This is a genomic window from Scytonema sp. PRP1, assembly GCF_036697665.2.
Classification (GTDB): Bacteria; Cyanobacteriota; Cyanobacteriia; order Cyanobacteriales; family Nostocaceae; genus Kalymmatonema; species Kalymmatonema gypsitolerans.
The window spans coordinates 1-24,112 of the sequence record NZ_JBAHYJ020000099.1; the positions used below are offsets into that span (position 1 = coordinate 1).

Below are 24,112 nucleotides of genomic sequence, written 5' to 3' on the forward strand. Positions count from 1 at the left end.
TTTATCAGAACCTGAAGCAGGGTATGAGCAAAGGTGAAGCACTGCAAAAAGCGAAGCTAAAGCAAATTGAGCGTCATCCTTATTATTGGTCACCTTTTGTCCTGATTGGCGATGCGCGTTGAATAAAGTTGAATAAACTTGACTTTGCATATTATGAAGGGAGAATATAGCGGTTTGCAATTCGGTAAGATACACCGAAGAAATAATGAACCACAGATGGACACAGATGGACACAGATAAATTTGTACTTCATGCATCAGATCCCCGACTTCTTAAAGAAGTCGGGGATCTTGTTTTTTCACAAATCATTTAGGAGTGCTATATTCAAATCCTGTGTATTATCGGCATTGTGTTGTCTTTGCAAATGATGTCTCATGTTGTTGACTACACTGAAGAACTGCTCGCAGCGTCAAAAATTTGTTGTGCGGTCAAGTTTAACTCAGGGAATGTTGGTGACTGGATACGCTCATCTCCCCTAAACTGGCTCACTTGGTACTCATCTTCAACCAACGAATAAATAGAGATAGTGGGTTGTTTGGGATTGCCAATTAAATTACGTCCACCAAGAGCAAGATAGTCAACAATCCAGTATTCAGGAATGCCAATTCCTTCGTACTCACCATATTTTTTGTGGTAATCATCTCGCCAGTTAGTACTAACGACTTCAATTGCGAGAGGAATTGATGCACCTTGAGTAACAGTAGATTCCTTTTTCCAAAGTGGTTCCGCTGCCAAATTAGAACGGTTTAGTATCAACACATCTGGCGAGTAACCTGATTCGCTCTCAGGTGGTTTGACTAGCGCTGTTTTAGGTATGGAATAGGGAAGCTTTAGTCGTTTAATTTCTACTGCTATTTCTAGAGTTAAAAAACCTATGATGTCTTCATGTCCTCCCAAGGGTTGCGGCATTTTAATGATTACTCCATCGTGAAGTTCATAACGTCCATCTTCTGGTTTCAAGAGTGCAAACTCTTCAAATGTTACTAGTTTGCGTATAACTTGAGTCATTTTTCCTTCTCCTCATTTCCTTGTTCTTCTATCCATTTTGCGATAAGGCTTGTGATTAGCAAGAAATCCTGTGTAGGGTGGGCACTGCTAGTCAAGCCATTGTAGTTCTAGAGTATTGGTAGGTAGTGCCCACTACTGTGGATCTTGTTTCTAAACGGTTCATACACGGCACACCCTACGCATAACATAGTCATCAAAATATAATGGTTGGGAGGCAGAGCCTCCTTTTAGGCATTCCTATGCTCAGCATAGGAACGAGAGACGGGTACTCCTCTCTTTACTAAGGAGAGGGGATGGGGTGAGGTTTTTGAGCGGCAACTTGGTAAATAACATTTAAATCCCGTGACTTTTCCCAATCACCCAATGACGTTTGAAAAAACGAGCTAAAGCAGACTCTTCCAAAGATAAATAAATTGGGCGTCCGTGGGGACAGGTGCGGGGGCTGCGTGTGCGTTGCCATTGCTCTAGAAGTGTTTGCATTTCTTGTAAACTCAGGGTTGTACCGTTGCGAATGGCACTACGACACGCGACGGCGACTTGCGCTGCTTGCAAATCACCTCCCCAGCTGAGTTCTAAAATTGCATCTGCACAGTCGTCTCGCTGTTGAAAAAGTGCGGGTACGCTGCGGACTGCCCAAAGTTGTTCGCCAAAAGGTTCTATATCTAAACCAATACGTTGCAGTTGCGAGACTTGATTTGGAGATAATTGATAAAGAATGACTGGGGGTTCGATTGGTATAATTTTCCAATTCTCACACAATTGCTCGTACAAAACTCGCTCATGGGCAATGTGCTGTTCTACTAACCACAGTCCACCTGGATGTTCCGCCACGATGTAGGTGTTATTGACTTGAGCAACGGCTTTGAGTTGTAGAGACGTTGCATCCACCGTCTCTCCATCCGTTTTGTCTTCTTCACTGGGAATAGAACGATTGACATTGTATCCGCTTTTTTCTTCTGCGGCTTTGAGTAATTTACCGACTCGCGTTGTGTGAACTGCGTCTTTAACAGACGTAGAATTGATGCGGAGTGCTTGGGCGATCGCCCCACTAATTTGTTCTTGCCAATGACTCAGTTGGTTGAGATAAATTTCTGATTTTGCTGGGTTGCGATTCCAGTTGATATGTTCGGGAGAAATGAATAAATGCAGGAAACAAACTGGATAGCGATCGCGCGGTAATGTCCTATGAAATGCTGACAGGATAGTTTGCTCTAATTCCGACGACTTCACCATCCTTCCGTTGACAGCAACCCGCACCCAGTCTGGACGATGGCGATGACAGCGATCAGGTAATCCTATAACCAAATGTAGTCCTGAGTTCCTAGCTGCGGTTTCTGAATTCTCACTCGTGAGTCTTGAATTCTCGCTAGTGACTTCTGAGTTCTGAGTTCTCAGTTGTAGAGACGAGAGGTGGCGCGTCTTTACATTTGTTAGTTCTGAATTCTGAGTTCTGAGTTCTGAGTTCTCAGGTAGTGGTATTTCTAATTTTAATTCCTGTAAATCAGCTTCTTTAACTTGATGTAGAATCTGGGGCAGCAGTTGTCCTATCGCGGCGGAGGGACAAAGGGTGAACCACTCTTTGTCATTTTGCCAAACTTGCCAGGTAACATGGGGATGACACAAGGCGATTTGATGAATTGTTGCTTGCACTGCTTTCATTTGCTGTGCTAATGTTGGCAACGCCTCACGACGAGGTAAACAATTTCCAAATAAATTTGAGACACTCACAACTGTACCAGGAGCGATCGCAGCAACTTCTACGTACAATGCTTCCCCAGCATAGCCATACACAACCCGCCAACCACAATCTCCACCTTTGGGACGACTCAATATTTCTAAATCTGCCAGAGTCGTCAAACTATGCAACGCCTCTCCACGAAACCCCAAACTCGTAATTTTCCACAAATCTGCACAATTGCGAATTTTACTGGTACTGTGTGCTGTTGCTGATTTGTGTAAGTCATCTAAAGTCATTCCGCAACCATTATCTGCTACGCGCACGCGCCATTGCTGAGGCCATAAGGACACTACAATCCGTGTCGCACCTGCATCTAGGGAATTTTCGACCAATTCCCGTACGACAGAAGCAAAACAGTCGATGACCTCTCCGGCTGTAATGAGATGTACGACTTCTGCTGGTAAAGCTTGAATAGTTGACATCATGAACTACAGTGTAGACGACGAGTCAACTCCTGCGATGACCAGAGCGAATTTTACTACAACGTTTTTGTAGAAATATGTCTCGTTTAACAAGACTTAACTTATTGAAGATTAAACAGGAAGATTAAACAGAAATATTACAGCAATTTTTACCCCACCCGCCCTATCGGGCACCCTCCCCATGAATCGGGGAGGGTTGGGGCAGGGTAGTTTTGTTTATAAGTGTTCATCCAGACATGATACGACTCAGTACTTAAGAGCGTTTTTGCTGACATCTGACAGCCAGTCAAACTGTTGTGGGAGTTTAGGACTCCATAATGGCTAAAGCTTTAGCCGGTTCAGTGTTCAGCAACCCATTGAGTAAGGACACTGGACGCTGGCTGTAGGGCCAAGCAAAAGCATGACGGAATGCTGCATCTTGACAAGCTTGTAACTGTTCAAAGTTGATAATGTCGTAAGTCAAGAGATTTTCATACTCAAATGGCAGACGCACATTGTGCAACCCGGCGTTATCAGTACAAATAGCGATGTCTACCCCGGCATCAAAACATCGGTCAAACACTAACTTGAGTTGACGTATGTCCTCCAAAGTTCCAGTTTTCAGGTATGTTGTGGGGCAAACCTCCAAACACTGACCGCGCGTCGCCACATCTTTAAGTAACTCAGGATACACCAGGGGAATCTGAATGCCGTGACCAATCCGCATCAGATAAGGTAAAAGTTGGGGATAACACCCAGCAGTCGTTTCATAAAGATGACCTGTGGTGTTAATTCCAAGCGATCGCGCATAATCATACAAACTAATCCATTCCTCCATGCGATCGGCATAGTAGCTGTCTCCCCCAGCCACGTCTACACCACAAACATACTGCTTGTTCTGTGCTGCCAAATCAATAATCGCCTTATTTACCTCAAACGGTAGGCGTGTGTGCATACAGAGAATTTGGCTAGTAACAATCGGATATTCCGATTGTTTGCTCGCTTTGCCCACAACTTCCACAATTTCCGCCATCTTGTCAATTCTCTGTGATTGACTCAGATGGTCTGGTGTGCGCAAATAAGGGGTGTAGCGCAGTTCTAGATAAGCCAAATTTTCAAAAATGTAAGCACCCCTAAGCAAGCGGTAGATAAAGTAAGGCAAAGTCTCCACAGTTTGCACGCTTTCTACCAAAGTGTGCAACTCCAGATACTCATCTAGAGTATTGCGCGGACGCGTGTAAAACTCTTCAAAGTCTGAATACTCAGCAAACCGAGAAATCATAACAGACGAGTTGCGCTCGAAGTATCGCCACAATACACGAGGGACAACCGAACCGCCTAGATGCCTATGTAATTCTGCATATAAAGCCATAGTAGTCTTTTAACAACCGAAAAATTGTAATTATTATTTACAGTAACAAATAAAAAAACAAGCCATGATATGAGACTTTGTTATCTTGTTTGTTTAATTTTTTCCTTCGATGCATTGACATAAGGAAACAAATATGCTGATAATAATAATTTGTGGAAACTTTAGCTCTTTAATAAAAACTTGGCTAACGTCATTGTTATAGGTGCCCAGTGGGGCGATGAAGGAAAAGGTAAAATAACAGACTTGCTCAGCCGCTCCGCAGATGTTGTCGTACGTTACCAAGGGGGCGTCAATGCTGGACACACAATTGTAGTCAAGGGTCAAACCTTCAAGCTGCACTTGATTCCCTCTGGTATTTTGTATCCAAATACCGACTGCATTATCGGCTGTGGGACAGTCATAGATCCACAGGTTTTGATAGCAGAACTTGACCAACTAGAAGCATTTGGTGTTTCCACTCGCCATCTGCTGATTTCTGAGACAGCTCATATCACGATGCCTTACCACCGATTGATTGACTCGGCATCGGAGGAGCGAAGGGGTAGCCATAAAATTGGCACTACCGGTCGAGGGATTGGTCCAACTTATGCTGATAAATCAGAGCGGACTGGTATCAGGGTTTTAGATTTGATGGATCCTGAAGGACTACGCGAACAGCTCGAGTGGACAATTAATTATAAAAACGTCATTCTGGAAAAGCTTTACAACCTACCCCCGTTAGACCCGCAACAGGTGATTGACGAGTACTTGGGGTATGCAGAACGCCTGCGACCGCACGTCGTCGATACTTCTCTAAAAATATACGACGCGGTTCAAAGGCGGCGCAATATTTTGTTTGAAGGAGCGCAGGGTACGCTCTTGGACTTGGATCATGGGACATACCCTTATGTTACCTCCTCTAACCCAGTGGCGGGAGGAGCTTGTGTTGGGACGGGGCTAGGACCAACAATGATTGACCGAGTGATTGGGGTAGCCAAAGCTTACACCACTCGGGTAGGCGAGGGACCTTTCCCCACAGAAATAGACGGGGAATTGGGAGAATTGCTGTGCTCACTGGGTGCGGAATTTGGCACAACCACCGGACGTAAGAGACGTTGTGGTTGGTTTGATGCGGTTATTGGTCGCTATGCCGTCCGCGTTAATGGTATGGACTGTTTGGCAATCACCAAACTCGATGTCCTCGACGAACTGGAGGAAATCAAAGTTTGTGTGGCTTATGAGATAGATGGGGAACGCAGTGAACACTTTCCTCGCAGCGCCCGTCAATTTGCACAGTGTCGCCCCATCTACAAAACCTTGCCAGGATGGCGTACCTCAACCAGTCACTGCCGCTCCCTAGAAGAATTACCAAGGCAAGCGCTAGACTACTTAAAATTCTTGGCAGAATTGATAGAAGTGCCGATCGCAATTGTCTCCTTAGGAGCGAGCCGCGATCAAACTATCATTGTAGAAGACCCGATCCACGGTCCGAAACGTGCTTTGTTGCACCCTGACGGCACGCCCGCTTCATTGCTGAGTGCGTAGGGGTGTAAGGCATTGTGCCAATACGAGCGTGATAGTATCAAAATCTAAAATCCAAAATCTAAAATCTAAAATCCTAACATGGAGTTAACAGTCGAATCTCAAAAGCGGCCAGAAGGCAGCAAGCCCAATGCTTTGCGCCGTTCTGGAAAAATCCCCGCGAATTTGTACGGTCATAAAGGTACCGAGTCAATTGCTCTGGTTATTGATGCTAAGGTTGTTGAGCGCCTGCTGAAAGGGGGTTCGATTAACAACACTTTGATTGACCTCAATGTGACTGATATTCCTTGGCGTGGAAAAACCTTGCTACGGGAAGTTCAATCTCATCCAGCAAAACGTACGCCTTACCACCTGAGCTTTTTTGCTGTCGCAGGTCATGGCGACACGGATATTGAAGTACGTCTGAGTTTTGTGGGAGAACCAGTGGGTGTGAAGCAAGAAGGTGGTGTATTAGACACACACCTTACACTCTTGCCGTTGCGTTGTGCACCAGAAAACATTCCTGAAGTGATTGAGGTTGATATTTCTAACCTGAACATCGGAGATAGTTTGACTGTTGAGCAACTCTCTCTGCCTGAGGGTGCTAAATATTTGGGTGAACCTGGGCAATCTGTTCTGATTGTGTTGCCTCCACAAGGAAGTGCTGATACAGAAACAGAATCTGTGACCTAAGATACCTAAAGTTTGTTATAGTTACCGTTGAAACCAGGGGGCATACCTCTGGTTTTTTGTTATGTAAACCACGAAGACGCCAAGGACGCCAAGAGAAGATGACAGAAGTTTCCATTCCAGCTTTAATTGAGCAAATGTTGCAGCCTGGGTTTTATCCGCATCCGGTGAAGGAACCGATTCAATTGGTTCAGACGCATATTTCTTATGTGCTGTTGACTGGAGATTATGCTTATAAGGTGAAAAAGCCTATGAATTTTGGCTTTTTAGATTTTTCGACTTTAGAGAAGCGGGGACATTTTTGTCAGGAGGAGTTACGTTTAAATCAGCGCGGAGCTGCGGAATTGTATTTGGAGGTGTTTCCTGTAACTTTGGTGGGGGAGCAGTACCAACTAGGGGGAACAGGAGAAGCTGTGGAATATGTGCTGAAAATGCTTCAGTTTCCCACAGAGGCGCTGTTTAACAAAATGTTTGAGCAGGGTCAGTTAAATGAGGGACTTGTAGAAGAGCTGGGACGGGTGGTAGCTGAATACCATGACACTAAAACTGTGACGAATGATTACATTCGCTCTTTTGGTGAGGTGGAGCAAATTCGGGCTGCTTTTGACGAAAATTACGAGCAAACGCAAAAGTATATCGGTGGTCCCCAGACGCAGGAGCAGTTTGAGGAGACAAAGGAGTATACGGATAAGTTTTTTGCCGAACGTCGCGAACTCTTTGAGAGCAGAATTCAAAAGAATTATGTTCGAGAATGTCACGGGGATTTGCACCTGGGAAATATTTGTTTGTGGAAAGAGAAAATTTGGCTGTTTGACTGCATTGAGTTTAATGAGCCGTTTCGCTTTGTCGATACAATGTTTGACGTTGCTTATGCTGTGATGGATTTGGAAGGTCAGCAGCGTCCTGATTTGAGTAATGCTTATTTGAATACTTACGTTGAGGTGACTGGGGATTGGGAAGGGTTACAGGTGTTGCCCATTTATTTAAGCCGACAATCGTATGTCAGGGCAAAGGTGACTTCATTCTTGTTAGATGACCCGAGTGTCCCCTCTTCGGTGAAGGAGGAGGTAGCAAAAAAAGCAGCGAATTATTACAAGCTTGCTTGGGAATACACAAAACCCCATCAAGGACGGCTGATTTTGATGTCGGGTGTATCGGGTTCTGGTAAAAGTACGACAGCACGGTATTTAGCTCGTCAATTGGGGGCAATTCAAATTCGTTCGGATGCGGTGCGAAAACATTTGGCGGGAATTGGGTTGTTGGAACGGGGTGGTGATGATTTGTACACACCTGAAATGACTCAAAAAACTTATGCACGGCTGTTGGAATTGGGAATTTTGTTGGCAAGTCAAGGATACTCGGTGATTTTGGATGCTAAGTATGACCGACAGCAGTTGCGTGAGGAGGTGATCGCCTCAGCTGTTGAGCATCAACTTCCTTTGCAAATTATCTCCTGCACAGCACCGTTAGAAGTTTTGCAACAGCGATTGGATGACCGTACTGGTGATATTGCTGATGCGACTGCTGATTTATTAAAATCTCAGATCGAGCAAGCTGAACCTTTGAGTGAAAAAGAAAAACCACTCGCTAAAATTTTGGATACGACTCAATCAATAGAGGCACAATTAAAGGATGTAATTCGGCAATAGGCTAACCTTATGGCACCACCAAAGCTAAACTTCTCAGCAAACTTCGTAACGCAAATCCTACTTGGGTTATTTTTCACACTCATATTTATAGCGACAGGATACGACCCAGCCTTCAGTATTTTTCTGGGCGTCTTGGGTGGTTTCGCCTTAGGCTGGGTAACGGCATCAACCAAAAGTGGTCCCCAGGCTTCAACAGTAGCTACCTCTGAAGGCGTTGATGCAGGCTTGAAGTATTGGTTATTTTTCTTACTCGGCTTTGTGTTTGTGGGGTATAAACCACCGATGGGTATCTTTCTGGGTGCGATCGCTGGTATAGGCGGAGGCTGGATTATTGCTTGGTGGCAAAGTAAGGAAGAATCAAGAACTCAACTCCCACAAGAAGAGTTAGAAGACGGCGATGCTGAAATTGCCAGTGAAAAACAACCAACCAGAGGACGCCAAATCAGGAAAACCACTCGCCGTTTCCGTCGCCGTCCTGGAAGTATTAATTTCCGGTTTTGGGAAAGGTAGCCAGAGGGAGACAGGGAGAAAGGGAGAGAGGCACAGAGGGAGGGAGGGAGAAGTAGAAATTCTCCCTTGTCCCCCTGATCCTCCTCATTCCCCTCATCGTTATCGTCATCCTCATCATGTCAACGGAGAAATTTGCCAAATGTTTTTCTATCTCTCCAAGTTGCTACCACTGTTTTTCTATCCCCTAGGATTGGCTTGCTTATGCTTGCTGGTAGCACTTTTTATGTTGTGGAAACGACCACGCACTGCGGCGCTTGCAATTGCGCTGGCGCTGATTTTATTGTTATCTAGCAGTAATGGCTGGGTTTCTCGTTGGCTTGTGCAGTCTCTGGAATGGCAAAATCTTCCACCTGTTGAAATACCAACCGCAGAAGCCATTGTGGTTTTGGGTGGTGCTACCAGATCAGCTTTGCCGCCACGACCCAGTGTAGATTTAAATGAAGCAGGCGATCGCGTCATTTACGCTGGTGAACTCTACCGCGAAAAAAAAGCTCCTGTAATCATTCTTAGTGGTGGTCGCATTAATTGGAAGGGAAGCGGTTCATCAGAGTCGGCGGATATGGCTAGTATCCTCACCTCTATTGGTATACCAGAAGCAGCAATTGTACAGGAGCCTGATTCTCTCAACACTTATCAAAATGCGGTGAATGTTAAGAAAATTCTGGTATCTCGCGGGATTCGCCGCGTTTTACTGGTGACTTCGGCAATTCATATGCCGCGATCGCTTCTCATTTTCCGTCGTCAAGGTATTGATGCCATTCCCACACCGACTGACTTTCTCATTAGTGAGGGTGATTTGCAAGAACTTAGCAGCACCCCAAAGGCGGCGTTACTGAATGTGTTACCTGATGTTGACAACCTAAACTTATTTACCGCTGCTTTGAAAGAATACGTTGGTATTCTCGCCTATCGCTTGCGCGGATGGCTGTGAAAGCGAGTTATGAGTTATTAGCTATTGAGTAAGTAATAATAAATAAAGATTTGTACAACAACTCCCCTAAATTTACTCTTATCTTCTTGCTGAATTAGGATTATGTCTCAAGAGTTACCGCTTATTATACCTGCCCCTCAACCGCAAGTTGAGGACACATTTGCCTCTTACCAAACAACTCACCAGTTCTATTACGAAGTTCAGGCGCGCTCAGAGCTGAAAAGACATTGTGAATGGTATTATACTACAGCAGAGAACCATCGTCAAGAGCTAGAAAGAATGCGCGGCGAACTAAATATAATGCAGTGGTTTCGCCGCAAATGACTGATTTAGATGATTTCTAATTCATTTTCACGCAAGTGTGCCTTGAATTTTTTACTAAACTGAACTTGAATCGGCAAGTTAGCACTGACGGGTCTACCTTGCCATTGATTGATAATACCTACCACTTCACCTTCTGTGCCTTTGAGGTCAAAAGCTTTCCCACGATGCTCAGGATGATGATAAACTATGACGGATTCTTTAACGCGGACGCGATCGCCAATTTTCATATTAGTATTTACACCTAGCTTTTGTTCCACAACTGTCTCCACAGCCATCCCTCACTGAACTTGCTTTTTTGAAAAATAGACTGCTTGCACAATGTATTGCTGTTCGTACTTATTCTGCACAGACACGCCGTCTGAACGCCTCTGTTGCTGCTAGACAAACAAAGCTCGCCTGTGCAGGCTTTTATTATTTCATGTTTAGCCTTAGTCCTGACCCTTTTGTTCTTCCAATCAACGAAGAGACGAACAGGGCTAGGGCAACATCAAAGTCGCCTCGTACTTGGGCAAGAGGTCTAGTTCTTATTATCTTCACTCTTGGATGTTCCCAAGGTCAACTGCTTGCAGAGGAAGTTAAGGGAAACTGGCAATAGACCTCTTGCATGAATGCTTTAAAACAATTGTAGGATGTGTTAGGACGAAGTCCGTAACGCATCTTCGCTTTGTTACGGTGCTGAATAATTGTATTTTTGCAACAAATCTCATAATTTAAGATACGGGAAAAAGTAGAGGACGAAGTCCGTAACGCATCTTCGCCTTGTTGCGGTGCTGAATGATTGTATTTTTGCAACAAATTTTATAATTTAAGATACGGGAAAAAGTAGAGGTAGCAATGTCTGTGCAATTACTAAGACGGAAATTCACAGTTGAGCAATACCACAAAATGGCTGAATCGGAAATTCTTACTGAGGATGACCGAGTAGAACTGATACGAGGAGAGATCATTGAAATGTCACCCATTGGAACCAAACACGCTGCTTGTGTAAGACGCTCAAGCAACTTATTATCTGCAAAACTACAAGGACGTGCCTTAATAGATACTCAAAATCCAGTGGTGTTAAACAATAACTCCGAACCGCAGCCAGATGTGACATTGCTGCAACCTCGCGAAGATTTTTATGAAAACGCACATCCTCAACCAAACGATATTTTCCTGGTTATAGAAGTGGCAGATACAACGGTTAAATATGACCGGGAAGTGAAAATCCCTCTTTATGCTGAAGACAAGATAACTGAAGTTTGGTTAGTAGATATTAATGAGCAATGTGTGGAAGTTTTTCGAGAACCGACAGCTGATGGATATCGGAATATTCAGAAGTTGACGCGGGGTGAAAGTTTATCAATTCAGGCATTTCCTGATATGATGATTACTGTTGATGAAATATTAGGATAGTTCTTGTTTCTACTACAAATATTGAATTTAATATTTTGTGTGTAGATACAGAGAAATTTATTTCTTCTCCTCTTCACCCTCTGAAGCAGTATATTTACAGAAAACATTCAGTCCAATTTTTAAAATATATAACGCGACAATTGTAGCGATCGCCCCATCAATAGGTATGCCATTTAAGGCTGCAACTGTTACCAATGAACCGATAATACTGTTCAGTAAAGAAGCGCTACCAGGATTATTGGTGTATTCCTTGAGTTTTCCGCGTAAACCTTCATCACCGCAGATTTCAGCGCGGATTTCATCAAGTACAAGTTGCAATAGAGATTTGCCCTTGCCGTATTCTTGAATGCCGAATTGTTCTTGCCAGAGAATGTCAAAACTAGCTTCTAAATTACCGTTGTTTTGTTCTAGGGTGAAAAGTGCTTTTTGTGCAGGTTCGTCTTTAAGAGTTCGTTGAATTTGTTGGATTTCAGAAGGCGTTAATTGAGCGTTCATAAATATATTTTTACCAAAATAAGTAGGTTGGTGTAAATCATTAAAGGCTTCGCCGTGAGCTCAGCCGAACGGTATGTAGAAAGCGCTTTAGCGCTAAAGCGCTTTCTACGAACTAGTTTTCAAACTTTACTTTTCTTTACATAGTTTGATTTTTTCTCGCCTACTTACTTAATCAAGGATTGCTGAATTCTTGAATAAATTGTTCAGGAGTCATAATTCGTGGAATCGTTACCGGAAAATCGACTGGGTTGCGAGTAATAATAGCATCTAAGCGATTAAGAACCGCAGTGCTGTATTGAATAGCGTCTTCAAAATCTTTAAAGTTGGTAGTTAGCGCCATTGAGATGACTGCTTGGTCTACTGTAGCTACTTGGCAAAGAGTCGCCATTCTTTGCAGAAATTGCAGTGTCCAAAAGTGACCCTTTGCTTTACGGATGATATAGTATAAATCGCTGAAGGTAGATGCAGAAAGATAACCTTGAATCTCTTGCTGCTCCACAAAGCTTAGAACTTGTTCGCTATTTGTGAAAAAAGGGTCGCGATCAAGTGCTACATCAACAATAATGTTTGTGTCTATGAGAACCTTCACAGGTTATGCTTCTCCTTTAGATACTCCCACTTGGCTTGTTCGGGGTCAAAATCCGGTGGTGTAGGTGGAGCATTTTCGAGCAAGTCTTTCAAAGCTTGGACTTTGTATTCCCGCTTCTTGGTTGGTTTGGGAGTGTCGGTAGTAGTTGCAGTTGGCTGCAAGATAATGACTTCCACCTTACCAGGAGCAATATTAAGAGGTTCGTCAATAATTAAGTGACCTGATTCATCAATTGTTGCATTCAGCTTGTAGGCTTGCATAACTTTGCTCCTTTTTGTTTCTAGAATAAAACACAACTGTTGTAAACGTCGCGATGGGCTACGCCCCAACCTAGGCGATCGCATTCCCTCACTGTCTTATTGTTGGGATGGCGATCGCACTCACGAATCATCTGGTTGTCATTACTCCCAAAGTTGTTGTCGTCACTCCCAAAGTTATTGTCGTCACTCCCGAAGTTGCTGTCGTTACTTCCAGAGTTGTTGTCGTCACTCCCAAAGTTATTGTCGTCACTCCCAAAGTTGTTGTCCTGGCAACCGCTTATGGATTCGTTACCACAGGTTAAATAAAACTTATGAATGAGACTGCGAGATCCGCGACTTCTTTAAGAAGTCGGGGAGCTAACCAACCTAACTATCCCGCGCCGCCCAAATAACCTCACGCACCTCACCCGCGCACTCCCCCTTCAATGAGCAAGAGCATGATTGCCTCCTGAGCATTGCCATTTTCTTCTGGGTCATAGGCAGCGGAATGGATTGCATATAAAAGGAGTAACTTTTTTTCTAATTCGCTTACCTCCGCAGCGTGTTGTCTAGATAACTGTTGCTGTAGATACCACGGCAGAGCAGGGTGAATTTGGTAAATACCTTGATCGAAATGTTCTAAAATTCCTGCATCAACTGCTTCGTTAAGAATTCTGAGCCAATCCTGTTTTTGCAGGTTTTCCTCAAATACAACTTGATATGTCTGTCTAAATCCAAGCAATTCGTCGGCATCAGCATCAAGACCATTAGAAAATTTAGAGAGCAAATTTACATCCACCCTCTTACAAAACAACGCCAAAAATGGCAAATGCCGCCTCGCCTTCTCTGACAACTTACTAAACGAATAATCCAACGACACCGTCAGCGACTTATCCCTACCTTCCTCCTCCACTCCCTTAAAAGTATCTAACCCGCACCGCAGCGCCTCAATCAACTGCACTGGTGTCTGCGTCTTCAAATGCGGTAACACCACCCGCAACGACAACGGATGTCCGCCCAACAGTTTCAACAACTCCAAGTACTCTTTCGGTAACTTTGCCCTGTCTACTCCCGCCGTTTGCAAAATCTTTGCCGCTAATTCTTCTACATCCTGTTCGCGCAAACCGCCCAAATTCAGCAAAGTATAACCACAGTCAAGCCAAGGTTCCTCCCGGCGACTGGTTATCAACACCCAAGTTTTGCCACTCCGCAATTCTTTGAGAAATTGCTTGAGTTCGCTTCTCTCCTCCCCACTCAGTAAGGGTTCATTTCCTGTGGGAAAACCGTTGACTGGTTCAAAGTTATCCCAAATCAATAAACAAGGCTGAGTTTGGAGATATTTCAACACCGCCAACCGTTGTTTATCTGTGGGAACCGAAGAAAACTTATCTCGCCAAACTTCCCTACCCACTTGGTTGACAACATAACTCAGCGTCGCCCCATGTTCAAAGGACACAAAAAATATCTTGCCAGCGCGTCCCTGAGTTTCTTCTAACCACCGTGCAAACCCACAGGCTAATTCGGTTTTGCCTACGCCGCCCATGCCTTGCACCAGTACAATATTATTTTGCCGAAACCCCCGCTCTAACCGCAAAATATCGTAATCTCGCCCAATAAAACCATAAGCGCCCGCTTCTGGAAACCCATATAGAGACGTTACATGGCGCGTCTCTACAAGTAAATCGTCAATATTAGGAATATCTGTATTATTTTCCGGAATAAACGGCGTGTAAGGTTCCTGTTGATACAACACGGGAACTAACCAATCTCGCAAAGGTTTATCGCCCTTGGGGCTTGGACGCTGCGGCTGATTTAAAACTGCTTTACGCCCAGCCGCTACTGCGTTAGCAAGACTCGCACCCGCTACCAATTCGCCATACAACCGCCCCATGAAATATTTTGCTGCTTCTGCTTGCACCTTGTAAGCCATGGCGACAACACCGTTCGCCCCCAAGGACACCAAGCGGGTAGCCACTGAAGAAAACTCTGCTTCTCCTTCCTGGGCTGATTTGCAAGCATTCAACACAAAAATCGGCACTCCGCAATCTGCTAAATTCTGGGCTATTTGCGCTGCTGTGATAATTTGCGGTGAACCATCAAGGGCTTCAAATACTAATACTCCCTGTCCCGTCCGACCCAAGGTATGCTGAAATCCTTGGCTATTGGGGTCAAAGTGGCCGTGTCCGTCAAAATGGACTATATGATAAAATCCTTTGTTCCTATTGAGTTCCCGCTCAAACTCCTCAAAGCTAGGCGGACGCAAGACTTTAATATTGACTTGCTTGCGGATTTGTGATCCACAATCCAGCAGAGGACGAGCAATAGTTTTGAGAGCAATATCTTTTTCCCCATAGGGACGAGCAATCACCAGCAAGATATTGAGTTTATCCTGGGGCAATGGTGGCATTTCCGCTCGCACGGCATATTCACTGAGACTGCGAGACATACCAGCAAGAGTTGGTGCAAGAAATTGGCGATCGCTCGTTGAGTACAACAACTCCCAAGGTAAATTTAACACCGTGGGATCATCGGATGTTATCACCAGTTCGCAGTTATGCAGCCCATCGTAGGTAGCCGCTTGAAAAAATTCCCGCGCTTTTTCGCTACTGCGAAACACTAACTCAAATAACTGTTCTCCCCAATTCTGCAACTTTTGCTCTATCTTTGCGGCGTTGTCTGGCGCGAGTCCGTAGGGAAAGCGCAAATACTCTTCGAGATACCAGCGCAAGTCGGTAAGCGCTTGCTGATTAAAAGGATGCTCAAATTCTACGACATCGGCAAACCGAGGCGCTGCCTGTCCCCGTTGCCAGGAAAGTTGAACCGTATCCCCTTGATGAGTAATCCGCAAGCAATTTTTCGCCATAGCTGCTGTGGAAGAGGTTCGTTTTATGCTAGCTAAAATTAAACATCACGTAGATTATTGCTAATTCCGGGTAGAATATTATTCATTTGTACACAGCTTTTGATTCTCAAAGTTACTAAATTTTGACGCTTAGGAGGAAGATGCGATCGTTTGGATACCTTGTTGTTTAGCATAGAAGTTACAGTCTTTCCTTATTAAAGGTAAGCCGATGCTAGCAGAGCTAATTTAAGACTTAGAGCAGGAAACGCTGAAAAATATGGAGACAGAAGAGCGGTTTATCGCCAATGAGGTATCTTGGGAACAATATGAAGCGCTACTGGTCAAGTTGTCAGATAACTCCTCCTATCGCGTCACCTATTTAGATGGTGTCTTAGAAATCTTGTCACCAAGTCCCCGTCGCGAGGGAATTAAGAAACGCATCGGGACTTTGTTGGAAGTTTATTTTGAGGAAACTGACACCAAATATTTTCCCCTTGGTTCTACAACTTTCCGGAAACAAGAACAACGGGGAGGGACAGAACCAGATGAAAGCTACTGTATTGGTTTGAAAAAAGACTTTCCTGACTTAGCTGTAGAAGTTGTTTTGACGAGTGGTGAGACGGATAAGTTAGCAGTGTACAAAAGGCTGGGTGTGACAGAGGTTTGGTTCTGGCAAAACTCTCAATTCTCTGTGTATCGTCTGCGAGGCGACAAATATGAACTTATCCAAGCCAGCGAATTACTCCCCAATTTAGATTTAGCACTGTTAGCTGAATATGTACGGCATCCCAACCCGCTTTTAGCAGTCAAAGAGTTTGGCAAACAAATTGGCGGTTCTGATACTCAAAGCATAAGTTCCTAACACTCGCGCTTTGAGTCTTTGATACTCGTGAACGAGGTTCTAACACTGGCTATAGCTTTAATGGGACTTCTAAACTAACTGTTTTAGCTATTTCTCTAACTGCTCATTTTTAGCCAACCAAACACCTGAGCAACAGTTAACTCCAAGTCTATCCCGGCTAACACTGGCAAACGCTCATCACCCTGCAAAAGTTCTGGTTGCTGATTTGGACGGAAGACCAAAATGGAACGATCTTCTGGGTCTATCAACCAACCTAATTGGCAACCATGATCTAAGCAATAGAGAATATTGCCTGTGACTCGATTTGAACTTTGTTCTGGGGAAAGAATTTCAATTGTCCAGTCTGGATAAAGCAGAAAATCATTATCGTCTTTCCCATCAGCAGCAAAAGGAATACGCGACCAATTGAAAACCGCTACATCAGGTACTATTGAACGGACACCAAAACTACACCGCAGTTCTGGAAAGGCATAAGCACTCTTGAGGTTTTCGGCAACATCGTTGATACTGTTGCATAGCCTTAACTGTAATCGGCTATGCTTCCCTTTTGGCATTGGCTTGTGAATAATGTCACCATTAATGTATTCCCTGGCAGGCTTTGTTTCTGGTAGCTTGAGAAACTCCTCCAGGGTCAGGGACTGGGTAATTACCGTGGACATGGCTCCTGAAGAAAAGCAAACGGGATATGTTTTTAGTCTAGCAGTACCCTACTCTCAAAAACAGTTTTTGCTTCTGGCTACCGCCACAACCGCTTGCATACCATTTAACACTGGCGCTATCAGTTTTTAAGCGACTTGCAATAAAAAAATCTCCCATTATCTCCAATTTTTAGTGACGCAAATAATGGTGGGTTACGGCGCACTTTAGTCCTGAATGTAAGACCTCAATTATCGTACGCCTAACCCACCCTACATAATCGATAATTTATTTTTTGGTACTCCCTAATACTCAAAGCACGAGGTTCTAACACCTTTCAAGGGTGAGTGTTTATTTCTGAGGCGAACACACTTGCTGGACTTTCTCGGGAAGTCGCCCACACGTCTGCTGGAATGTTTCCGGGCTTAGCCGCCACCAAGCAACTAATCCTAAACTCGCACCGCCCACAAATGCCAACAATCCCCCAAACAAAACCCACCACTTTCGCCGCCCTTGCCGTTTAGCAGGAGTTTGGATTTTGTCTAGTGCAGGTGGTTCTGAAACATCCAACTCCAGAAGGGCTTGAGAACTTGCTGCCAACTCATATTGTTGTTCTTGTTGTTCTTGTTGTTCTTGTTCTGCCTCTATTATTTCTACAGGTGCTAGGGCGGAAGTCATTGGCACTATAGGGTCTCGCGAGACACGACAATAAGTCAGAACCACTGACGTATTGTCATGAGTATTTTTCTGATTTGCCAATTCAATCCACCCTCGGACAGCATCTTCCAAGGAAAGTTCACCTTGTAAAACAGGGATAGCGTAATCCCGCCAAGAATGTTCTACCCAGTCATTATCACTTAAACCATCAGAACATAGCAGTAATATACCGTCTTCTTCTAAAATAAATCGCTGAACCAAAGGACGCAGAAATTCGCCTTCTTTTGTCCCCAATGCTTGAGTTAGGGCAGTTGCATCTGGGCGTTGCAATGCTTTTCGATACAAACTACGACCATAGCGGACTTCCCGCCCCGCTACGTCATCATCTATTGTCAAAAGCTGGCAATAGTTGCGCGTCATCCAGTATGCACGGCTATCGCCAACACTTGCTAAATAAAGTTCATGTGCATTTAATGACTGAAACCCGAGGGCGGTTTGGATGCTTTGCGGTAATTGCACTGCGATCACGAGTGTTGTACCCATGCGTTGGGTACCTTCGCGTTTTTGCTCGTCATTGCAGTTGCAAATTACGTTGTTTACAATCCGCAAACTTGCCTCTAGTTGTTTTTGGATCAAGTCCGGCGGTAAAATGTCTGCTTGTTCTTTCACTTCTGTCAGTAAGGCACGGAGCTGCAACTTTAAGGACTGCACTGCTAGTAGACTTGCAACTTCGCCGCCTTCATGTCCACCAATGCCATCACAAACAATGGATACCCGTGGTAATAATGGATCATCGGGATCACCAGTGTTAGTGGGGTAGCAAGTATCTTCATTTTGCGTTTGTTGTGGACCAGTTTCTGTTGCTCCTGCAACCTTTAGGGTTAATGGCAAATCTGCTGCAGATGATAGAAGTAATGCATTGAGTTGACTCGCAATAGACTCTAAATTTGCTTCCTCGCTACGCATCTGCTGGACTATGTTGTTCAACTCTTGTCCCACTGGTTTTTTTGCAGTCGCTACCCAAGGTTGCCAACACTCGCCCAATTGCTGTAGAGACGCGCCACCTCTCGTCTCTACAAGTTCCAACACTCGCACGCACCAACCTTGCACTCGCAAATTATCTGGAATCAGCAAACTACCAGCCACACCCAACTCTGATAACGGTATCCACAGTTGGAGAATTTGCCACAACCAGTAAACTTGCCTTACGGCTTGTGCTTGCTCCCATGCATCTGTGATTGCTGGGTAAAGATTTCCTGTCTCATCTATCGGCACATTTTCCAGCAACAGAATATCATCGTGAGCAATTCCATATACCTGAGGAATGTGTAGTCTGTGTTGGTATAGCCGCAGGTAAGACACAATTTCTCTTGGCAATTCTTCGGGTATATCTGGCAATAATCCTGGTTGAGTATCCAGCCAAATATTAGGGGTAATAACCTCATACCTATTCGCCACCTTTTCTCCTGGTTGGATTTCGGCTACTGATGAACCAGTTGCCCAAAGGTAGCGGTAAACTAAGGGAGTTTGACAACTTGCACAAACACTATCCCCCACAGAATTCATGGGTTGAGTACAGCGGGGATTTGTGCAATAAATTATCTGCTGTGTTGAAATCATGCAAGTGGGAATTTTTCGACAAATATAAGGGTTAATTAAGGGTTAAATTTAGCTGTAAAATACTCGAAGGTTAGAATAGACTGGAATTTTATTCTTTTGGTTAAACATACTGTTACTAAAAGTCATCAAAATTTACCTAAAAAAATAACTTTGGCTTTCTGGAAACAGTCAATGTATGAGTGTATCTAATCATATAAATGCCTTGACGGCGTGAATGTATTGTCTAGGATGGCGTTATGCCAAGTACTACTTTAATCTGGCTGTTAGCGGGATCAGGTCTATGTTTGATGGAACTGTTTCTGCCAACAGCTTTTGTTGCCTTCTTGATGGGAATTAGCGCTATTGTGGTGGCGTTTCTGTCTCAAGCGATTTTGGGCAAGTTATGGCTGCAAGTTGTGGTTTGGCTGTTGCTTTCCACAGCGCTAGTCGTACTTTCCCGTCGGTTTGTGACACCGCGATACCGCAAGTCGAAAATTCAGGATGCAATTATAGCTGAAACTTTAACAGAGATTCCAGCCGGGAAAACAGGACGAGTGCTGTACGAGGGGAATTCTTGGCGGGCGCTTTGTGACGATGAAAAACTCAGCATACCACCCAATCAAAGAGTTTACGTCACAAGACGCGAAGGCACCACCCTAATTGTGATGCCAGAAAATCTGTTGCACTCGTAATTGCTTAATTAAAAAATTGGAAAATTCATTATGGAACAGTTCTTTTTACTTGTTTTTTTAGCTTTAGGCGGTTCTGCTATAGCAGGTTCTGTCAAAGTTGTGAATCAGGGTAATGAAGCTTTGGTGGAACGTTTGGGAAGCTATAACAAAAAGTTAGAACCAGGGCTTAACTTTATCGTTCCTGTTGTAGATAGAGTTGTCTTCCGGGAGACGATTCGGGAAAAAGTCATAGATATTCCTCCACAACAAAGCATCACCCGCGATAATGTCTCAATTAGCGTTGATGCTGTGGTTTATTGGCGCATCGTCGATATGGAGAAAGCCTACTACAAAGTGGAAAATCTCCGGATGGCAATGGAGAATTTGGTGCTGACTCAAATTCGTGCGGAAATGGGCAAACTGGAACTTGATGAAACTTTTACCGCCCGTTCTCAAATTAATGAAATTTTACTGCACGAATTGGACGTTGCTACCGACCCTTGGGGTGTAAAAGTCACACGGGTGGAACTGCGAGATATTATTCCCTCACAAGCAGTCAGGGAGTCGATGGAACTGCAAATGTCAGCGGAACGCCGCAAACGGGCGGCGATTTTGACATCTGAGGGCGAACGAGAAGCAGCTGTTAATAGCGCCAGAGGTAAAGCTGATGCCCAAGTTCTGGACGCAGAAGCCCGTCAAAAAGCCGTCATTTTGCAAGCAGAAGCTGAACAAAAAGCGATCGTTCTCAAAGCACAAGCCGAACGCCAGCAGCAGGTTCTTAAAGCACAAGCTGTTGCTGAGTCTGCGGACATTATTGCCCAAAAAATCCAAACAAACCCCAATGGTCACAAAGCGCTGGAAGTTCTGCTTGCTTTAGGCTACCTGGATATGGGCGCGATAATTGGCAAGAGTGATAGCAGTAAGGTCATGTTTATGGATCCGCGCACGATTCCCGCGACTTTGGAGGGTATACGCTCGATTGTCTCAGATGGTCAAACTGACTCAAACTCCCTGAATGCTTACGGAAATACCCCAGTAAATAACAATCACGCCAGCTAAAAGGGTGAGAGAGGGAGGGAGAGAGGGAGTGAGGGACGCAGATGAGGGAGAGATTCTTACTTTTAAATTTTGAATTTTGAATGAGCGAATTTTGAATTGATTTGTCCCCCTCATCCCCCTCATCTTCCTCATTCTTCCTACTCCCCAGCAGCTTGAGCTAACTGGCATTGGCTGCACAAACCGAAAAACTCCAGAGTGTGATAAAAAATCTTAAACTTATGTGTAGATTGTAACTGAACTTCTAGGTCATGGACAGGGCATTGATTAATCGGAATGGAAGCACCGCATTGCAGGCAGGTCAAGTGGTGCTTGTCTTGCTGCGCTAAGCTATAAAGGGCTTCACCGTTAGCCAATGTCCGCACTTGCACCATGCCTTCAAGTTTTAAGGCTTCCAATGAGCGGTATACTGTTGCTAAACCCATGTTTTGGTTACGGTTACGTAATTCTACGTAAATATCCTGGGCAGAAATGCCTTGTTTGACGGTTTTAAGCAGGGTTAGAATACGCTCTTGACTGCGGGTGCGTATGGCTCTCATAGACAATAGTAAAAAAACAATAGTAAAAAAACGCCAATTTATAGTTGAAAATGTTCTCTTGGCTGACTTCTAGCTTAACTCTAATGACTTGTTATCTGATTGTCGCCTAGTTGAGACAGAAAGATATAGTATGAGCGTAGCAGTATTCAGCTTAAGCCAGTGCAAACGAAGTATCTAGCCAAAATTTTTGTAACTCTCCGTCCTTCAGTTCTCGACCCTGCTGGTGTAGCAGTCCAATCTGGGCTGAAGCAATTGGGGTACGATGATGTTGAGCAGGTGCGGATCGGTAAGTACATTGAATTAACTCTCACCTCAACCGATGAAGGTACAGCCCGTCAGAACCTGGATCGGATGTGTGACCAAATGCTTGCAAATCCAGTCATAGAAAATTATCACTTTGATTTGACCGAGGTTGAGTCACAGACGGGAGTCTATTAAGGCACAAAAGCAAGAGTCATTGGTCTTTTGTCCCTAGTTTAGAATGCTATGACAAAGATTTACAGACGCTTTCATTCAGCGCGTCTCTACAATGACTAATAACTAATAACTAATGACTAATAACATGAAATTTGGGGTTGTTGTTTTTCCGGGTTCTAATTGCGATCGCGATGTTGCTTACGTGACAAGAGACTTGTTAAAGCAACCGACTCGCATGGTTTGGCATCAAGAAACTGATATTTCTGATTTGGATATCATTATTATACCAGGTGGCTTTAGCTACGGCGATTATTTGCGCTGTGGTGCGATCGCACGATTTTCACCTGTTATGCAGCAAGTAGTAGCACACTCTCAAAAGGGCAAACCTGTCCTCGGTATTTGCAACGGTTTCCAGGTATTAACTGAGGCAGGATTGTTACCAGGAGCGTTGGTAAGAAATCGGGATTTGCATTTTATTTGCGATCGCGTTCCTGTTAAAGTTGAGCGCACAGATCTTCGGTGGACGCAAGGTTATCAAGAAGGGGAAATTATCACTTTGCCTATTGCCCACGGAGAAGGGCAATTTTACGCTGATACAGCCACGTTATCAGAACTTGAAGATAACAATCAAGTGTTGTTTCGCTACGAGGGAGATAACCTTAACGGCTCAGTGAATAACATTGCCGGGATTTGCAATTCTACGGGCAATGTGTTGGGGATGATGCCGCATCCGGAGAGAGCGTCTGACCCGATGTTGGGCGGTAGCGATGGGTTGAAGTTGTTCCAAGGGTTGTTGGAGAAAGTGGCGGCGTTGGTGTAGTTTGTAAGTTGCAATAATTTCGCGCAAAGACGCAAAGGCGCAAAGAAAAACTTAGCGTCTTTGCATGAGATTTAAAAAAACTAGGGCATTGCGATCGCCCTTCCCTAGCAATCTCAACTGCCCTCTTGCACTCCTAAACCCTCACCTTCAAGCGCTACATTAAAGCTAAAGATTTCCACCCCTTGCCATGTTAGCCAGTACCGCCAAATACGAAATTACCTGGGAAAAGCTACCAGATGACTTTGTTTTAGACTCGGAACCACTGGACAATATTAATCAGCCTTCCCTTGCCGCAGCCTTAACCGAAAGTTTGCAAGTTGCAGGTAAGTTACCAGCTAACGCCCTGGTTACCACAAACTACGGCATTTGCGCTACTGTGAATCAAAAGATAGTCGTGAAAGCACCAGATTGGGCTTACGTGCGTTCTATTCGAGTATCGCGCGAGGAAGTCAAACGCAGTTATACCCCTCAACTTCAAGGCGATATTCCGGTGATTGTCATGGAATTTCTTTCTGATACTGAAGGCGGGGAATATTCCAGTAAGCCTACCTATCCTCCAGGGAAGTGGTTTTTTTACGAGCAAGTCTTAGAGGTTCCCAATTACGTCATTTTTGAACCGGATACAGGGGAACTGGAAGTTTATCAATTGGATGATTCCAAACGATATCAGCTACGAAACCCTGATGCTAATAATCGTTACTGGATTGCTGAAATGGGGTTATTTCTTGGAGTATGGCAAGGAACCAGAGAGAATCGCACAGGTTACTGGCTGCGGTGGTGGGATGAAAATGGCAATCTTTTGCTTTGGGGTTTGGAACGAGCAGAACGATTGGCTGCACAACTTAGGGCGGTGGGAATTGAACCAGAGATTTGAGAGTCACATCTGAGGTTTGTGCAATGGAAGACACAATTACTCCCTTGTCGGTACAAAATTACCTATCTTTTCCTTGGCGTTCTTGGCGTCTTGGCGGTTAGTTAATAGGTAATCTTCCAGCGTGACAGGAGTAAGACGACTCAGAACGAGACACAAGAGAATAGACAAGATTCCATCTGTGTCCATCTGTGTCCATCTGTGGTTAATTATTCTTTTTTTTAATAAATGCAAGAAGTCTGATATGGAGGCGATCGCCTTTAACTATTTTGGCTACTACCAAAGATCAAGTTGGCGACTA

General features: G+C 44.4%; 28 protein-coding genes. 16 read left to right on the forward strand and 12 right to left on the reverse strand.

Translation table 11 applies throughout. The features are described from left to right. Window positions 1–11 precede the first annotated feature (11 nt). Window positions 12–122: a hypothetical protein gene (locus V5G28_RS36870; protein ID WP_442994292.1), complete on the forward strand. Its 111-nt coding sequence runs from the start codon at window positions 12–14 to the stop codon at window positions 120–122. A gap of 262 nt (window positions 123–384) precedes the next feature. Here V5G28_RS36870 and V5G28_RS26295 read toward each other — a convergent pair whose 3' ends face one another. The 3 genes from V5G28_RS26295 to V5G28_RS26305 form a co-directional block, all read right to left on the reverse strand. Next, the gene (locus V5G28_RS26295) at window positions 385–1,008 is read right to left on the reverse strand and encodes a Uma2 family endonuclease (protein ID WP_332990473.1); all 624 of its coding nucleotides are present in this window, start codon (window positions 1,006–1,008) and stop codon (window positions 385–387) included. A 333-nt stretch (window positions 1,009–1,341) separates the two neighbouring features. Continuing rightward, window positions 1,342–3,171 (reverse strand): DNA mismatch repair endonuclease MutL, encoded by a 1,830-nt coding sequence (mutL, locus tag V5G28_RS26300; RefSeq protein WP_332990476.1) that lies wholly within the window; start codon window positions 3,169–3,171, stop codon window positions 1,342–1,344. A 301-nt stretch (window positions 3,172–3,472) separates the two neighbouring features. Next, window positions 3,473–4,519 carry an adenosine deaminase gene (locus V5G28_RS26305; protein WP_332990478.1) on the reverse strand — a complete coding sequence of 349 codons (1,047 nt, stop codon included), beginning with the start codon at window positions 4,517–4,519 and terminating at the stop codon, window positions 3,473–3,475. A 180-nt stretch (window positions 4,520–4,699) separates the two neighbouring features. On the opposite strand from V5G28_RS26305, the gene V5G28_RS26310 reads away from it, so the two are divergent. The 6 genes from V5G28_RS26310 (at window position 4,700) to V5G28_RS26335 (ending at window position 10,123) form a co-directional block, all read left to right on the forward strand. Further along, entirely contained in the window at window positions 4,700–6,043 is a 1,344-nt protein-coding gene (locus V5G28_RS26310) for an adenylosuccinate synthase (RefSeq protein WP_096564477.1), read from the forward strand. Between the two features lie 78 nt (window positions 6,044–6,121). Further along, window positions 6,122–6,712 carry a 50S ribosomal protein L25/general stress protein Ctc gene (locus V5G28_RS26315; protein ID WP_096564476.1) on the forward strand — a complete coding sequence of 197 codons (591 nt, stop codon included), beginning with the start codon at window positions 6,122–6,124 and terminating at the stop codon, window positions 6,710–6,712. 98 nt (window positions 6,713–6,810) lie between these two features. Then, window positions 6,811–8,358, forward strand: a complete 1,548-nt coding sequence (locus V5G28_RS26320) for a bifunctional aminoglycoside phosphotransferase/ATP-binding protein (protein ID WP_332990483.1) — start codon at window positions 6,811–6,813, stop codon at window positions 8,356–8,358. A gap of 9 nt (window positions 8,359–8,367) precedes the next feature. Then, a complete protein-coding gene (locus V5G28_RS26325) occupies window positions 8,368–8,868 on the forward strand; it encodes a hypothetical protein (protein WP_096564474.1) in 501 nt (166 codons plus the stop codon). Between the two features lie 139 nt (window positions 8,869–9,007). Next, complete coding sequence (locus tag V5G28_RS26330) at window positions 9,008–9,799, forward strand: YdcF family protein (RefSeq protein WP_332990545.1); 792 nt, start codon at window positions 9,008–9,010, stop codon at window positions 9,797–9,799. Between the two features lie 102 nt (window positions 9,800–9,901). Continuing rightward, window positions 9,902–10,123, forward strand: a complete 222-nt coding sequence (locus V5G28_RS26335) for a hypothetical protein (protein WP_041039143.1) — start codon at window positions 9,902–9,904, stop codon at window positions 10,121–10,123. A 5-nt stretch (window positions 10,124–10,128) separates the two neighbouring features. On the opposite strand, the gene V5G28_RS26340 is transcribed toward V5G28_RS26335, so the two are convergent. Next, complete coding sequence (locus V5G28_RS26340; protein ID WP_332990489.1) at window positions 10,129–10,398, reverse strand: ferredoxin-thioredoxin reductase variable chain; 270 nt, start codon at window positions 10,396–10,398, stop codon at window positions 10,129–10,131. A gap of 20 nt (window positions 10,399–10,418) precedes the next feature. Between V5G28_RS26340 and V5G28_RS26345 the strand changes: the two genes are divergently transcribed. Both V5G28_RS26345 and V5G28_RS26350 read left to right on the forward strand, forming a co-directional pair. Beyond that, complete coding sequence (locus V5G28_RS26345; RefSeq protein ID WP_332990491.1) at window positions 10,419–10,718, forward strand: hypothetical protein; 300 nt, start codon at window positions 10,419–10,421, stop codon at window positions 10,716–10,718. A gap of 239 nt (window positions 10,719–10,957) precedes the next feature. Beyond that, window positions 10,958–11,518: a Uma2 family endonuclease gene (locus V5G28_RS26350; RefSeq protein ID WP_332990494.1), complete on the forward strand. Its 561-nt coding sequence runs from the start codon at window positions 10,958–10,960 to the stop codon at window positions 11,516–11,518. A gap of 57 nt (window positions 11,519–11,575) precedes the next feature. Here V5G28_RS26350 and V5G28_RS26355 read toward each other — a convergent pair whose 3' ends face one another. The 3 genes from V5G28_RS26355 to V5G28_RS26365 all read right to left on the reverse strand — a co-directional run bounded on the left by V5G28_RS26355 (window position 11,576) and on the right by V5G28_RS26365 (window position 12,862). Beyond that, a complete protein-coding gene (locus tag V5G28_RS26355; RefSeq protein ID WP_332990496.1) occupies window positions 11,576–12,013 on the reverse strand; it encodes a hypothetical protein in 438 nt (145 codons plus the stop codon). Between the two features lie 172 nt (window positions 12,014–12,185). Continuing rightward, window positions 12,186–12,602: a PIN domain-containing protein gene (locus V5G28_RS26360; protein ID WP_332990498.1), complete on the reverse strand. Its 417-nt coding sequence runs from the start codon at window positions 12,600–12,602 to the stop codon at window positions 12,186–12,188. Next, complete coding sequence (locus V5G28_RS26365) at window positions 12,599–12,862, reverse strand: hypothetical protein (RefSeq protein ID WP_332990501.1); 264 nt, start codon at window positions 12,860–12,862, stop codon at window positions 12,599–12,601. The genes V5G28_RS26360 and V5G28_RS26365 overlap by 4 nt, the downstream gene beginning before the upstream one ends. Before the next feature lie 107 nt (window positions 12,863–12,969). Between V5G28_RS26365 and V5G28_RS26370 the strand changes: the two genes are divergently transcribed. Next, on the forward strand, window positions 12,970–13,164 hold the full coding sequence (locus V5G28_RS26370) for a hypothetical protein (protein ID WP_332990503.1): 195 nt from the start codon (window positions 12,970–12,972) through the stop codon (window positions 13,162–13,164). Between the two features lie 101 nt (window positions 13,165–13,265). Here V5G28_RS26370 and V5G28_RS26375 read toward each other — a convergent pair whose 3' ends face one another. Then, a complete protein-coding gene (locus V5G28_RS26375) occupies window positions 13,266–15,704 on the reverse strand; it encodes a CHAT domain-containing protein (RefSeq protein WP_332990505.1) in 2,439 nt (812 codons plus the stop codon). A 256-nt stretch (window positions 15,705–15,960) separates the two neighbouring features. Here V5G28_RS26375 and V5G28_RS26380 point away from each other — a divergent pair, with 256 nt between their 5' ends. Further along, window positions 15,961–16,545: a Uma2 family endonuclease gene (locus tag V5G28_RS26380; RefSeq protein ID WP_332990507.1), complete on the forward strand. Its 585-nt coding sequence runs from the start codon at window positions 15,961–15,963 to the stop codon at window positions 16,543–16,545. Window positions 16,546–16,640: 95 nt separating this feature from the next. On the opposite strand, the gene V5G28_RS26385 is transcribed toward V5G28_RS26380, so the two are convergent. Together V5G28_RS26385 and V5G28_RS26390 are read right to left on the reverse strand one after the other, a co-directional pair. After that, a complete protein-coding gene (locus V5G28_RS26385; RefSeq protein WP_332990509.1) occupies window positions 16,641–17,204 on the reverse strand; it encodes a Uma2 family endonuclease in 564 nt (187 codons plus the stop codon). 328 nt (window positions 17,205–17,532) lie between these two features. Then, window positions 17,533–19,458, reverse strand: coding sequence for a 4-Cys prefix domain-containing protein (locus V5G28_RS26390; RefSeq protein WP_332990511.1), 1,926 nt, complete (start codon window positions 19,456–19,458; stop codon window positions 17,533–17,535). Between the two features lie 236 nt (window positions 19,459–19,694). On the opposite strand from V5G28_RS26390, the gene V5G28_RS26395 reads away from it, so the two are divergent. After that, the gene (locus V5G28_RS26395) at window positions 19,695–20,129 is read left to right on the forward strand and encodes an NfeD family protein (RefSeq protein ID WP_096564461.1); all 435 of its coding nucleotides are present in this window, start codon (window positions 19,695–19,697) and stop codon (window positions 20,127–20,129) included. A gap of 30 nt (window positions 20,130–20,159) precedes the next feature. Beyond that, complete coding sequence (locus V5G28_RS26400; protein WP_332990516.1) at window positions 20,160–21,167, forward strand: SPFH domain-containing protein; 1,008 nt, start codon at window positions 20,160–20,162, stop codon at window positions 21,165–21,167. A 137-nt stretch (window positions 21,168–21,304) separates the two neighbouring features. Here V5G28_RS26400 and V5G28_RS26405 read toward each other — a convergent pair whose 3' ends face one another. Then, entirely contained in the window at window positions 21,305–21,703 is a 399-nt protein-coding gene (locus tag V5G28_RS26405; protein ID WP_073635179.1) for a Fur family transcriptional regulator, read from the reverse strand. 159 nt (window positions 21,704–21,862) lie between these two features. On the opposite strand from V5G28_RS26405, the gene purS reads away from it, so the two are divergent. The 3 genes from purS (at window position 21,863) to V5G28_RS26420 (ending at window position 23,814) form a co-directional block, all read left to right on the forward strand. Next, window positions 21,863–22,141: a phosphoribosylformylglycinamidine synthase subunit PurS gene (gene purS, locus V5G28_RS26410; RefSeq protein ID WP_332990519.1), complete on the forward strand. Its 279-nt coding sequence runs from the start codon at window positions 21,863–21,865 to the stop codon at window positions 22,139–22,141. 124 nt (window positions 22,142–22,265) lie between these two features. Next, a complete protein-coding gene (purQ, locus tag V5G28_RS26415) occupies window positions 22,266–22,940 on the forward strand; it encodes a phosphoribosylformylglycinamidine synthase subunit PurQ (RefSeq protein WP_332990547.1) in 675 nt (224 codons plus the stop codon). A gap of 187 nt (window positions 22,941–23,127) precedes the next feature. After that, on the forward strand, window positions 23,128–23,814 hold the full coding sequence (locus tag V5G28_RS26420) for a Uma2 family endonuclease (RefSeq protein ID WP_332990522.1): 687 nt from the start codon (window positions 23,128–23,130) through the stop codon (window positions 23,812–23,814). Between the two features lie 36 nt (window positions 23,815–23,850). Here the strand turns inward: V5G28_RS26420 and V5G28_RS26425 are convergent, their stop codons facing one another. Next, window positions 23,851–24,000 (reverse strand): hypothetical protein, encoded by a 150-nt coding sequence (locus tag V5G28_RS26425; protein ID WP_332990524.1) that lies wholly within the window; start codon window positions 23,998–24,000, stop codon window positions 23,851–23,853. Between the last annotated feature and the right edge of the window lie 112 nt (window positions 24,001–24,112).